General features: G+C 64.8%; 12 protein-coding genes. 6 read left to right on the forward strand and 6 right to left on the reverse strand.

Translation table 11 applies throughout. The features are described from left to right. Positions 1–175: 175 nt before the first annotated feature. Positions 176–397: a hypothetical protein gene (locus ACH488_RS13525; protein ID WP_397324913.1), complete on the forward strand. Its 222-nt coding sequence runs from the start codon at positions 176–178 to the stop codon at positions 395–397. 52 nt (positions 398–449) lie between these two features. Here the strand turns inward: ACH488_RS13525 and ACH488_RS13530 are convergent, their stop codons facing one another. Next, entirely contained in the window at positions 450–1319 is an 870-nt protein-coding gene (locus tag ACH488_RS13530; RefSeq protein ID WP_397324915.1) for a LysR family transcriptional regulator, read from the reverse strand. Between the two features lie 68 nt (positions 1320–1387). Between ACH488_RS13530 and ACH488_RS13535 the strand changes: the two genes are divergently transcribed. After that, a complete protein-coding gene (locus tag ACH488_RS13535; protein ID WP_397324917.1) occupies positions 1388–2254 on the forward strand; it encodes an EamA family transporter in 867 nt (288 codons plus the stop codon). A gap of 1 nt (position 2255) precedes the next feature. On the opposite strand, the gene ACH488_RS13540 is transcribed toward ACH488_RS13535, so the two are convergent. After that, positions 2256–3314, reverse strand: a complete 1059-nt coding sequence (locus tag ACH488_RS13540) for a LacI family DNA-binding transcriptional regulator (protein WP_397324918.1) — start codon at positions 3312–3314, stop codon at positions 2256–2258. Between the two features lie 116 nt (positions 3315–3430). Here ACH488_RS13540 and ACH488_RS13545 point away from each other — a divergent pair, with 116 nt between their 5' ends. Next, positions 3431–4615, forward strand: coding sequence for a Gfo/Idh/MocA family protein (locus ACH488_RS13545; protein WP_397324919.1), 1185 nt, complete (start codon positions 3431–3433; stop codon positions 4613–4615). 1 nt (position 4616) lies between these two features. Continuing rightward, positions 4617–5612, forward strand: coding sequence for a Gfo/Idh/MocA family oxidoreductase (locus ACH488_RS13550; protein WP_397324920.1), 996 nt, complete (start codon positions 4617–4619; stop codon positions 5610–5612). A 58-nt stretch (positions 5613–5670) separates the two neighbouring features. Here the strand turns inward: ACH488_RS13550 and ACH488_RS13555 are convergent, their stop codons facing one another. The 3 genes from ACH488_RS13555 to ACH488_RS13565 form a co-directional block, all read right to left on the reverse strand. Next, positions 5671–6465 (reverse strand): TIM barrel protein, encoded by a 795-nt coding sequence (locus tag ACH488_RS13555; protein ID WP_397324921.1) that lies wholly within the window; start codon positions 6463–6465, stop codon positions 5671–5673. Beyond that, a complete protein-coding gene (locus ACH488_RS13560) occupies positions 6462–7604 on the reverse strand; it encodes a Gfo/Idh/MocA family oxidoreductase (protein WP_397324923.1) in 1143 nt (380 codons plus the stop codon). Before ACH488_RS13560 ends, ACH488_RS13555 begins: the two co-directional genes overlap by 4 nt. 135 nt (positions 7605–7739) lie before the next feature. Then, complete coding sequence (locus ACH488_RS13565) at positions 7740–8678, reverse strand: LysR substrate-binding domain-containing protein (RefSeq protein WP_397324925.1); 939 nt, start codon at positions 8676–8678, stop codon at positions 7740–7742. Between the two features lie 238 nt (positions 8679–8916). Here ACH488_RS13565 and ACH488_RS13570 point away from each other — a divergent pair, with 238 nt between their 5' ends. Then, entirely contained in the window at positions 8917–10035 is a 1119-nt protein-coding gene (locus ACH488_RS13570) for a PrpF domain-containing protein (RefSeq protein ID WP_397324926.1), read from the forward strand. 12 nt (positions 10036–10047) lie between these two features. Beyond that, positions 10048–11490 (forward strand): SLC13 family permease, encoded by a 1443-nt coding sequence (locus ACH488_RS13575; RefSeq protein ID WP_397324928.1) that lies wholly within the window; start codon positions 10048–10050, stop codon positions 11488–11490. A gap of 172 nt (positions 11491–11662) precedes the next feature. Here the strand turns inward: ACH488_RS13575 and ACH488_RS13580 are convergent, their stop codons facing one another. Further along, positions 11663–12571 (reverse strand): AraC family transcriptional regulator, encoded by a 909-nt coding sequence (locus ACH488_RS13580; protein ID WP_397324930.1) that lies wholly within the window; start codon positions 12569–12571, stop codon positions 11663–11665. Positions 12572–12640: the final 69 nt, after the last annotated feature.

The raw sequence follows: 12640 nt of genomic DNA on the forward strand, positions 1-12640 counted from the left end.
CTGGCTGCGACCGTTAAATCTCCGGTCAAATCGACCCACCTTCGCGCCGAGGTGGGCTATCTTGACAGGTATGCGGCCCGAACCGTAATTCCTTGGGGGATCCGGATTCACCGGTTGCGTGGTTAATGTTCTGCAGCACGTTTGCACTTGTTCCGTATCGATGAAAGGAAATGCCTTGGCTGTTTCTGTTGAATTGGGCAAAGCACTCGATAAAGCCTACGAAAATGCCAGCCTGGACGAGGTTCTGGCCGCTCCGCCCTCGGCGTTGGCCGGCCTGACTGACAAGCACAATGAATTGCTTGCCGGTCTGGGCATCAAGACGGTGCGCGATCTGGGAAGCAACAAGTATTTTGCCACTGCCGGCGTCTTGGTTGCGCTGGCCGGAAAAGCCGATTGATCCACTAAAGCGGGCGGACGGCGTTGGGTGATTCCCGGCGTCGTCCGCTTTTTTATGCGTATAAGCCGGCCAGCAAACCAACCACTGCCTCCCGCTCCTGAGGCCGATCCTTCGCCAGCCACGCCACGTACACCGGAACCGTCGGTGCATCGCGGACGGGACGGTACGTGACGCCCCGTCGGCGGTATTGGTGCGCGGTTGACGCGGCGGTGATGCCCCGCGCGGCGCCGCTGCCAATCTCGGTCAGCCAATCGTCAATGTCGTTGATGGGGATAACGTCCCGGGGCTGCCCGTGCTCCGGCCACAGGTCCAGCGTGGTGCTGCCGGTCCGAAGGTCCATCGCCACCGGCATCGCGGCAATCTGCGCCAAAGTCACCGAACGCCGCGAGGCCAGGGGATCGTCCGCGGACATGGCGCAGTACCGCTTCTCCTCACCGATCAGGACGTGCTCGACGGCGGTGCCTTGGGGGAGGCGGCGAAGGATCGCGAAGTCTGCGGTTCCGTCCAGCAGGCCGCCGCTGGGTGTGTTGGAACGGACAAGGTGCAGTTCCGTGTGCGGGAAATGGCTCTTCCATTGCCGTTGGAACTCCGTGGTGTGCTCGCCGAGCGCGGACCAGGCGTAGCCGATGCGTGCCTGTCCGATTCCGGCGCGGGCGTCGCGTTCAAGGTCAGCCATCAGGGCGACGATCCGCCGTGCCTTGGTGACGGCACGCTGGCCTGCGGGTGTGAGGGCCGCGCTCCGCGTGGTCCGTTGCACGAGCTTCACACCCAAAGCGCCCTCCAGCGCTGCGATGTTCCGCGAGACCGCAGCCTGGGATATCCGCAGTTCGATGGCGGCGTCCGTGAACGTGCCCTCGTCCACCACTGCGAGCAGGCAGCGCAGTTGCCGCAGTTCCACGTCCATGCGGCCCATTCTATTCATGCGTTCAGCGTATAAATAGCGTCATTCATGCATTTAGTGGATGGGAGCTGCAAGCGCAGAATCTCCTCATGAACCAGATCCATGCCGCAGCAGGAAAAGCCGGTGGTGCCGCTACCCTCGTTGCCAGCGCACTCTCCAACCAGCTCGGAGCTGCGAGTGGATCGCTGGCCTTCCCTGCCCTGGGGCCAGTGGGCGTGGTGGCCGTGCGGCAACTCGTTGCGGCCGCCGTCCTCCTTCCCCTGGTGCGGCCGCGGCTGCGCGACCTGCGGTGGCATCAGTGGTGGCCTGTTCTCTTGCTGGCTGTGTCCTTTGGAACCATGAATCTCGGCCTGTATGCCGCGATCCAGCGGATCGGCTTGGGCCTCGCCGTGACCTTGGAGTTCCTGGGGCCGTTGGCCGTGGCTTTGATCAGCTCCAGCCGGGCGGGCTCCCATCGGAAGGGCAACGTCCTGTGTGCCGTGGCTGCGGTTGGTGGGGTCGTGGCCATTACCCGGCCTGAAGCCTCCACCGATGTCGCGGGAATCGCCTTGGGTCTCATGGCGGCGTGTAGTTGGGCCGCGTACATTCTCTTGAACCGCGTGGTCGGCCAAAGAATCCAGGGAGTCCAAGGGACTGCGGCGGCCACCGGGGTGTCCGCCACGCTCTTCCTGCCGGTCGCCGTCGTCGTTTTCGTGAGCCGGCCCGTGGACGGGTTCGCGGTCATGTGTGCCGTGGGCGCTGGGATCCTGGCCTCGGTGCTGCCATACGTGGCGGACCTGCTTGCCCTGCGGCGGGTCCCTGCCAGTCTGTTCGGCATCCTGATGAGCATCAACCCGGTCTTCGCCGCCATCATCGGCGCGCTCGTGCTGCACCAGGACCTGGCCGCCGTGCAGTGGACCGGGATAGGCCTGATCGTTGCTGCCAACGCGGGAGTTTTGCTGCTGGGCCGGCGCTGAGTCAGCCCCGGACTGGCGCGTCCCCCGACGATCCCCGGACCGGCGCGTCCCCCGACGATCCCCGGACCGGCGCGTCCCCCGACGAGCCCCGGACCTGCAACTGTGACGGCACCTGGTGCAACCGTCCCGGGAGTTCCGGGGCGGTGAGCCGTTCCAGAATGAACTTCCCGGCCTCCACGCCCACGGCAAGGTTTCCGTTGTCCACGGAGGTCAGTGAGAGGTGGCGGATCTTGGCCAGGTAGGTGTTGTCGTAACCCACCAGTGACAGGTCCTGGGGCACGGACAAGCCAAGATCGTCGGCGGCGGACAAGGCGCCGATGCAGGCGATGTCGTTGTACGCAAAGATCGCGGTGGGCCTCTCCGCGGAAGAGAGCAGCCGGCCGGCCGCCGCATAAGCGCTTTCCTCGCTCACGCCACCGGAAACCACCATGGGCTCCATTCCGGAATCGTTCATGGTCCGCTCGAAGGACAGCCGCCGCAGCTTGCCCACTTCGCCCGGGCCCTGCAGGTGGGCGATTCGCCGGTGGCCCAGGGAGAGGAGGTGTTCGGTGGCCTGCCGCGCGCCGGCGTCGTCGTTGTTGACCACAATGTCCACGCCGGGAAGGTGCGGTTCGCGGGTACCGGCCAGAACCACCGGGATGCTCTGTGCGGCTCTTTCGATGGCGGCCGACTCCACCGTGGTTCCCACCACCACCAGCCCGTCGATCCGCTGCTCCAGGAGGGTCTCCACGGAGCTGCGGCCCACGCGGTTGTCCGTGTAGGAATCGGCGAGGACCGGCGAAACACCCGCCGAGTGCAGGGACGCGGTGAGTCCCTCAAGGAGCTCGACGAACCATGGGTTCCGGATGTCGTTGAGCATCACGCCGATGGTTCCGCTGCGCGGTCCGGACAAGCGCTGCGCCAGCCTGTTGGGCCGGTAGCCCAGTTGCTCCATGGCGTCCAGGACGGCACGACGGCGGGGCTCGCTGACGTTTGCGGAGCCCTGGAGGACCAGGGAGACCAGGGATTTGGAGACTCCGGCAGCACTCGCGACGTCGCGGATGGTGGGCTTGGTGGCCATGCGGTGTCTCCTCTCGTCAGTGTCCCGTTCAAGCTTAGGGGGCTTGACGGCTGTGACCTTCCACAGCCATTATGGACCGGTCCAAGTAAATTCCAAAGAGTCAATGAGGATCTTTCATGAGTGCACCGAATTCGCGGCAACTGGTCGCTGGGATGGTTGGCGGAGGGCCGGGCGCCGATATTGGCAAGACCCACCGCTACGCCATGCGGCTGGACGGTCACTACGATCTCCAAGCCGGAATCTTCGGTCGGGATCCGCACACTTCCGGCGACATCGCGGCCCACCTCGGCGTGCCCGCAGACCGCAATTACGGCAGTGTCGAACAAATGGCCGTCGCCGAGGCGGAACGCGAAGACGGGGTGGACGTCGTTGTGGTGGCGACTCCAAATGACAGCCACTTCGGGATCGCCCGGTCCTTCCTTGAGAAGGGCATTTCCGTGGTGTGCGAGAAGCCGCTGACCCAGGACTCCGCCACTGCGGCAGAACTGGTCCGCATCGCCGAGGAGAACAACGCAATCCTCGCCGTCCCGCACTGTTACTCCGCCTACGCGATGGTTCGCCAGGCTGCCCGCATGGTCCGCAACGGCGAGCTGGGCGCCATCCGGTTTGTCGACGTCGAACATGCCTCCGGCTGGGCCTCGAAGCCTTTGGAGGACGAAGGCCACAAGCAGGCGACGTGGCGCACCAACCCGGACATCGCCGGTTTCCCGAGCGTCGTGGGGGACCTCGGCACCCACGCTTTCCACCTGCTCCGCTACATCACCGGGCTTGAGGCGCAGCGCTTGTCCGGCCAGCTCCAGACGTTCGTCCCGGGGAGGCGGGTCTTCGACAACGCCACCGTGGAACTGGAGCTGACCGGCAACGTCCCGGCGCGGGTATGGGCAAGCATGGCCGCCACCGGCCACAACCATGGACTCCGCATCCGTATCTTCGGCGACAAGGGCAGCCTCGAATGGCAGCACGAGGACCCGCACCACCTCACAGTCCAGGACCTCGCCGGCACCACCACCATCCTCACGCACGGGCTCAGCACCCTGCACGACGACGCGTCCCGGCTTACACGCGTCGGTTTGGGGCATCCGGAGGGCTTCCTTGAGGCCTTCGCCAACTTCTATTCCGACCTCGCCGAGGTCCTCCGCGCCCGCCGCGATTCTTCACCGCTCCCGGAGCGGGAGCTGTCCTTCCCCACGGGGATCGACGGCCTGATCGGTGTCCAGTTCGTCGAGGCAGTCGCGGCCTCGCACCATGACGATTCCGCGTGGAAAGTCCCCGCATCCGCCTACCAGAAAGCAGCAGTCTGACATGCCCCGTTTCGCCCTCCTGGGAGCCGGCTTCATCGGTTCCGTCCACGCAGCCAACCTCGCCGCGCATCCCGGCATCGACTTCCGCCTGGTCTACGACGTGGACCAGCAGCGCGCGCAGTCCCTCGCCGCCGCCCACGGTGCCACCGCCGCAACCGCCATCGAGGACGTTTTCAACCCCGGGGAAATCGACGCAGTCTTCATCGCGTCCTCTACCGATACGCACGCCGAACACCTTCGCCGGGCTGCCGCCGTCGGAATTGCCGCCCTGTGCGAGAAGCCGATCGACCTGGACCTGGACCGCGCCCGCGAGACCGCTGCGTTCGCGCAGGAAGCCGGCGTCCCGGTGATGGTGGACTTCAACCGACGTTTCGACCGCGACTACGCCGAACTCAAGCGCGTGGTGGACTCGGGTGAGATCGGCACGGTGGAGCTCATCCAGCTCACCTCCCGCGGGCCGTCCATGCCGCCGTTGTCCTATGTGGCGGTTTCCGGTGGCCAGATGCGGGACCAGACCGTCCACTTCTTCGACCTTGCACGTTGGTTGTCCGGGCTGGATCCCGTGGAAGTTTTCGCTACGGGTTCGGCTTTGGCGGAGCCCGGCATTGTGGAGTACGACGACGTAGACACCTCCGCGGTCACGTTGCGGCTCCCCGGTGGGGCGTTGGTCCAGATCGATTCCGTACGCCGCACCGGGTACGGCTACGACGAACGCATCGAGATCATGGGCTCCAAAGGAATGGTGGAAGCCCGCCGCCACCGGAATGGGGCCGTGTCACGCTACTCCGGCACATCCGTGGTTGACGACGGGCTGCACCCCGGTTGGTTCGAACGCGTGCAGCCAACGTACGCTGCTGCGCTGTCCGCCTTCGTTGCTTCCCTCGACGGCGGCGCGGCTCCAACCCCTTCCTTGGAAGACGGTCTGAAAGCCCAAGCCATCGCCGAGGCCGCCGTCCTGTCCCTGCGTTCGGGACGCATGGAACCGATCAAGTACTGAACCCAAGTAGGAGACAGCACATGTCGCACTGGGTGCTCGTAGCGACGTTTGCTGTCCCCTACTTGGGGGAGAAGGCTGCGCGGAAGGCGGCCAGGGCTGCGTCCCCGGCTTCGATGCCTTGGCCGCCGATCGCGCCCGCTTCCATTCCGATCACGCCCGTGTACCCGGCCTCGCGGAGTGCCGTGGCAATGGCCGGGTAGTTGATCTCGCCGGTCCCGGGTTCGAAGCGACCGGGCACGTCGGCCACCTGGATTTCGCCCGTGAACGGCTGGGATGCCCGGACCAATTCGATCAGGTTCCCCTCGCCGATTTGGGCGTGGTAGAGATCCAGCATCATTTTGACGTTGGGGTGGTTCACGGCCTGGACAAGCGCCAAAGTGTCCTTGGCCCTGGCCAGCGGGATGCCGGGATGGTCGAGGATGGTGTTGAGGTTCTCCAGGGCGAACGTGATCCCATGTTGTGCGCCCAGCTCACCGAGTTTCTCCAAGGTTCGGAGTCCGGTCAGCCACATTTCGCCCGTGGAGCGGTGGGTCGGCCGGACTGCGCGGCCGCCCTCGCCCAGCTCGGCGGGGTGCACTACCATCCGCTCGACGCCCAACTCCAGCGCCGTGGGAATCAGCTTCTCCGCAGAGGCCAAGACCTCGTGGGCGTTGGTGGGGTCGATGACGCTCCCGCCAAAGTAGCCGCTCATCGAGGAGAACCGGGCGCCCGTGCTGGCGAGGGCCGTGATGTCCTGGCCCCGGGTGTCCCACAGTTCCGCCTCGAAGCCCAGGTCATGGATCCGGCGAACGCGATCGATGAGCGGCAGTTCTCCGTAGACCATCTCGGCGCAGACGGCCAGGCGGAAGCTCATGCGCGCGCTCCCTGCAACTGCACGGCACCCTCGGCGGCCTGCAGCTCAGCAATGTCCGAAACCTCCACGGGCAATCCCGTTTCAGCCGACCGGAACGCAGCCAGGGCCACGGCCAAGGCGTTGCGCGCATCCACCCCACCCGGCGCCACGACGGCGGGCGAGGCTGCCGCCGTCGTACGTTCTCCGGCGTAACCGCGGCGTGCCGCGACGTCATGGGCAAAGTGCGCAAGCTCGTCGGTGTAGGCGTCGTGGAACAGCTGGATGTTGAGGCGCGAGGTGTCCGAGGCGATGCCGGCGGCGGTGTAGCTGGTTGCGTTGGTGGCTTGCGGCGTGCCGGCAGTGACCATGCCCGCGGAGCCGAACACTTCGCCGCGGACGTCGTAGCCGTAAAGCGCGTTGAAGTTCGCTTCCGCCACCGCGATGGCGCCGTTGCTGTACGTGACGGTGACGACGGCGGTGTCCAGCAGGCCGCCCGCCTTCGCCTCGGGTGCCACCAGGGCATCGGCGACGGCGTGGACCCTTACCGGTACGGCGCCCGGGTTCAACCAGTTCAGTGTGTCGAAGTCGTGGATGAGGGTTTCCAGGAAGATGGTCCCGGGCGCGATCCGTTCGGGGTTGCTGAGTCCTGCTTCCGTGCCGGGATCGCGGGTGAGGGAGCGGAGCAGTTGCGGCGTGCCGACGGCACCGTCGTCGATCAGCTTGCGGGCCGCTGCGAAGTCCGTTGAATAGCGGCGGTTAAAGCCAAAGCGGAGTACGACGCCGGCACTCGCCGCTGCGTCGATGGCCCCGTCGAGTTCCTCGATGGTCCGTCCGCCAGGCTTTTCGCAGAAAACATCCTTGCCGGCGCGGGCTGCTGCAGTGATCAGTTCGGAATGGAAGCGCAAGGGCGAGGCGATCAGGACGGCATCCACATCCGGATCGGCCAGGACATCGGCCGCATCGGTGCTGATCTTGGTGACGCCTAGCTTCGTGGCGAGTTCCTGGACAGCCGGAAGGACGGGGTCGGCGATGGCCTCCAGCCGGGCATTCGGGATGCGGCGTGCAATGGATTCTGCATGGAATTTTCCAATCCACCCGGCGCCGATCAGGGCGATGCGAACGGGCCGGTCTTCTGTGACCGGGTGCTGGAGATACGTCATTGATGGCTCCTTGTTCATGGCGGCTAGATCGTTCTAGTTCCGACTATGGTGGCACGCTTTCAGTGGCGCGTCTAGATCGTTCTAGCTTTGTGTGTGCTGATGAAGCCGGCATGTGGGGCGGATGCGGGGAAGCGGTTAGAGGTAGTCTCCGGCGCGCTCGCGGGCAATCTCGAGGAGGGTGGACTGAAAGGCGACCTCCGCGGGCGCATAAACCTTGTCCTGGCGTTGGGCCAGCAGGATGCGGCGGAGGGGTGCGGCATCGCCGATGCTGATGACCTTCACATCCGGGTGCTGCAGGGCAACCGCCGTCTTGGGCGCAAGCGCCACGCCCATGCCCACGCTGACCATGGCCTGGGCCTCTTGGTAGTCATTGGCCAGAAAGCCGATGGAAGGCTCAAAGCCCGCATTGTGTGCCGCGCGCTGGAGCACCTCAACAACCGGATGAGCTTCAGCCCTGACGATCCAGGATTCCTTCTTCAACTCCACCATCCGGATCTCTTCGCGGTCAGCCAGCGGGTGGTTCCGGGAGACGAGGAGCACGGTGCTCTCCTGGAAGACTTCGGTCAAGCGGATGCTGTCGTCATGGAACCTGTTCCACGGGTAGTCCCACAGCAGGCAAAGACCGGTGATGCCGGATTGGAGATCGCTGACCAATTGGTCGAACCGTGCGCTGCGGACGGAGAGGCTAATCGCCGGGTAGCGCTTCTTGAAAGCCCGGATCACTACAGGAAGAAAGGATCCTGCGAGGGTGGGGAAGGTGCCAACAGCCAAAGAGCCCCGGTTGAGGCCGGCAATCTGATCGAGGTCGGACTGCGCGGCCTTCATTTGGCCAACGATCTTCCGCGCATGGGCTGCAAGCACCTGGCCGGCTTCGGTGGGCACCACGCCACGCGAGCGGCGGTTCAGCAGGGGCTGCCCCACCTCTTGTTCGAGCTTGCGCAATTGCTGGGACACTGCGGACGGGGTGTACATCATCAGGTCAGCCGCCGACGTGATGGATCCCTGCTCCACCACCTCAACCAGGAGTGCCAACCGCCGGATATCGAAAAGACCTTGGTACTCGTCGTTAAGCAACGCTTTACCCTTCCGTATGAATGGTTAATTCTATGCATTCTTGGGCTTGAAGTAGACACCGTCGGCCCTCCATGGCCCGCGTAGTCGGGAATTCGCGGGTCCAGGCGGGCAACTACGGCAATGAGTTAAGTAATGCTACAGCCCCCTACACTTATCCAACATTGTCTTCATTTGTGAGCTGGCTCATTCTCGAAGTATCCCCTTCAACTCCGGGGCGTCGAAGAGCAAGGAAATGACCATGAAGATCGAAGCGGAATGGATGCGCGGTGGCACCAGCAAATGCTGGGTGTTCGAATCAGCGGATCTGGCGGAGACCCAAACCAGTGTGGATGTCCTGCTCCCGCGGCTCTTTGGCAGTCCGGACCACCGGCAGATCGACGGAGTGGGCGGGGCAACGTCTACAACCAGCAAGGCGATGATCCTCCATCGGCCACTGGACGGCGACGTGGACGTGGAGTTCACCTTCGCCCAGGTGGGCATCGAAGAAGCAGCCGTGGATTGGGGCAGCAACTGCGGCAACTGCTCGGCAGTGGTTGGCCTCTACGCCATCGAAAAGGGATGGGTCAGCCCCGGCAACGGCGTCACCAGGATCGTGACGCGCAATACCAACACCGGCCAGATCATCATCCAGCAGGTCGCCACACCAGCCGGAGCGTTGCCCACCATGCCCGAGGCCCGGATGCCAGGCGTGCCGTTCCCGGGATACCACGTGGGATTGGGCTTCCGGGACCCGGCGGGCAAAACGACCGGCAGGCTCCTGCCCACCGGCGCCGCCCGGGATGTGGTGCTTGCCGACGGAACCCGCTGGGACGTTTCCATGGTGGACGCGGGTGCGCCCGTGGTGATTCTCCGGGCACAGGATCTTGGCCTCGACGCCGAACACTACGACACGTGGTTCGGTGGCGTGGAACTCCAACTGCACACCCTTGAGCGTATCCGCCGCCAGGCAGCCGTCCTTATGGGCCTGGCAGCCACGCCGGGGGAAGCCGCCCGCGCTGTCCCCAAAGTGGCGATAGTTGCTCCTCCATCCATCAACGACCCCGACGCCGATGCCAGCGTCATGATGCTCTCCATGGGCAAGCCCCACCCAGCCCTGGCCATTACGGGAAGCATCGCGCTGACACTCGCCGCCCGAACCCCCGGCACCGTCATGAACGAATTCATGGGCGCTGCCGTGCACCCCAGGCTCCGGTTGCGCACACCGGCCGGAGTCATCGAAACCTGGAGCGAGGAACGGGACGGATCCCAGCTCGTCGGCGTGGACCGCACAGCCCGCACCATCGCTTCCACCACTATCCACCTCCCTGAGGCAATCGACAGCATGGTCGATGCCTCACTCGCCGGCGCTACTCGATGAAGAGAGAGCATCATGACAACCAAGACTCCAGAAAAGACTGCCCCCAGCACAGTCAGTGAACACCAGTCCGCACCACCCAAGCGCCGCCGTCGTATCCTTCTGGTGACGGCAGTTGCCATCACCGTCCTGGGCCTCGCGGCCCTCCTGTTTGGCGGTGTCATGGGCAATCCCTCGGCTGCCTCGGGATCGGAGCCGACCATGACCGCCACCCAGATCATTCCGTTGGTCATCCTGGTGGTGATGTTCGTGGTGGCAACCAAATGGCCGCTGAACATCGGCGTGATGGGCTTGGTCGCCTCGTTCGGGGTTGGCTACTTCGTCCTGGGAATGACTGACAAGCAGATCCTCGAGGACTTCCCGGCCACCATCGTCCTGACGATCATCGGCGTCACTTATTTCTTCAGCATGGCCCAACGGAACGGGTCCATCGACATCATTGTGCAGAGCTGCGTCCGGATGGTCAGGGGCAAGACGATGCTCCTTCCGTGGGTCTTCTTCCTCATGGCTGCGGGGCTGACCGCCTTGGGTACCTTCAGCCCCGCCGCTGTTGCCCTGCTGGCTCCGGCCGCCTTGGGGCTGGCGTACGAGTCGCGCATCCACCCTGTCCTCATGGGTGCCTTCGTGATTAACGGAGCCCACGCCGGCGGATTCTCGCCCCTCTCGGTTGCCGGTGTCCTCGTCCACGACATCGCGCACAAGAACGGGTTTCCCATTGACCAAGGCGCCCTGTTCCTGGCCAGCTTCGCCCTCAACTTCATTTTGTCCGCACTGACCATCGTGGTGTTCGCCTTCCTCGGTAAACTGCGCGACAAGCACGCCAATGAGTACGACGCCCTCGAAACGCCCCGCGTGGGACGGCCCAACGGGCAGCAGCTGTTTACCCTGGCACTGATCCTCGCCATTCTGGTCTGCACCCTCGGCTTCCACATGCCCATTGGCTTCGTGGCCCTCTCAGCCGGCCTGCTCCTGGCGTTCGTCAACATCAAGGAGCACAAGACGTTCATTGGCGGCGTCTCCTGGTCCACCGTGCTCCTTGTGGCAGGCATGATCACGTACGTCTCCCTGCTCCAGCACGTGGGCGTCATCGACACCCTCGCGGAGATGGCCTTGGCGCTCGGTGCACCCCTGCTGATCGCGCTGGTCCTCTGCTACGTGATCGGTGTTGGCTCGGCCTTCGCATCCTCTACGGCGCTGCTCACGGCCTTCATCCCCCTTGCCGGTCCACTGCTGGCCACCAGTTCGCTGAGTGCCTCGGGAACGGTGGCCGCGTTGGCCATCGCCGCCACTGTGGTGGATGTGTCGCCGTTCTCCACCGACGGCGCCCTGGTGGTAGCCAATGCCCGCGACTCAGACCGGCAGCGTGTCTACAAACAGCTCATGATGTACGCAGGAGGAGTGGTCCTGGTGGCACCGGCCCTGGCTTGGGCGCTGCTGGTACCCACGGGCATCATGTAGCAGGCAGAGACCGCCGGACCCGAGTCCGGCACGCGCAAAGGGAAACTGCACTCCATCGCAACAGGAGACCCGAAAGACGGGCGCAGGAACAACCCGAACGCTGGCAATGGCGGGGCAGCTCAACAGAGCCGCCCCGCCATTGGCGTGTTGGCATGGAGGCAAACCCGCGCACCTAGGCCCGCGGCCGCCGTCGGAATTCCCTGGGTGTCTGGCCCGTATCGCGGAGGAAGTGCCGGTTGAAGTTGGAGAGGTTGGTGAAGCCAACCTCGTAGCAGATGTCCGATACTGCTTTGTCGGTCCGCTCCAGGAGCCGGCGGGCGTGGGCGAGCCGTAGCTTCCTGACCAGGTCGCTGAAGTTCTGCCCGGTGGCGCGCTTGAAGTATTTGGAGAAGGCGGGCTCACCCATTCCCACCAAGGCAGCGGCTTCGCCCATGGAGAGGGGACCGGCATGATGTGCGAAAACGTACTCGAGGACGATTTCCACCACGGCGGCGGCCTTCCCGTCGAGTTGGGGTTCGAACCACTCCGACGCGAGATAGCGCCGTTCACCCGCAGGAGCCGCACCGAGGATCCCGAACAGGCCCACCAAGTGCTGCAGGCGCTGCAATCCCGTGGTTGCTCCCATTGCCTCGATGGCCCGGGCCGCGTCAACTGCCGTAGTTCCGAGGAACTCGATGCCCCGGGCCGACTCTTCCAGCAGCGGCTTGATCTGCGCCAATTCAGGCACCACGAGCGACGCCTGGTCAACCCACGCGCCCTCGAACTGGATCACGGCGTCGCGGTTCACCAGGACCTCGCCGGCTTCCAGGTCGCTCACCCAGTCGTGGGGGAGGCCGGGGCCAACCAGCACCACATTGCCGGGCTCGAACGTGCCCACGTAGTCGCCCACGATGAACTTGCCGGGGCCCTTCCTGGTCAGGTGGATCTCGTACTCGGGGTGGTAGTTCCAGCGCGCCAACGGGCTCGGGTAATCGTGCTGGTGCCAGCGCACGGAGTGGTGGGGATCTGCGGGCACCACTTCGCGCACCGCTTGCCGTCCCACCAACCGGCTCGCGAGCAGTGCAGGCATCCGAGCGGACACGGCAATCCTTCCGGCTCGTGACAAATAAGTATCAGTATGGCGTACTTCCGGCGCTAGTTGTCCCCGCCC

Origin of the sequence: Paenarthrobacter sp. NPDC018779 (genome assembly GCF_044391085.1) — a bacterium.
Lineage (GTDB): Bacteria > Actinomycetota > Actinomycetes > Actinomycetales > Micrococcaceae > Arthrobacter.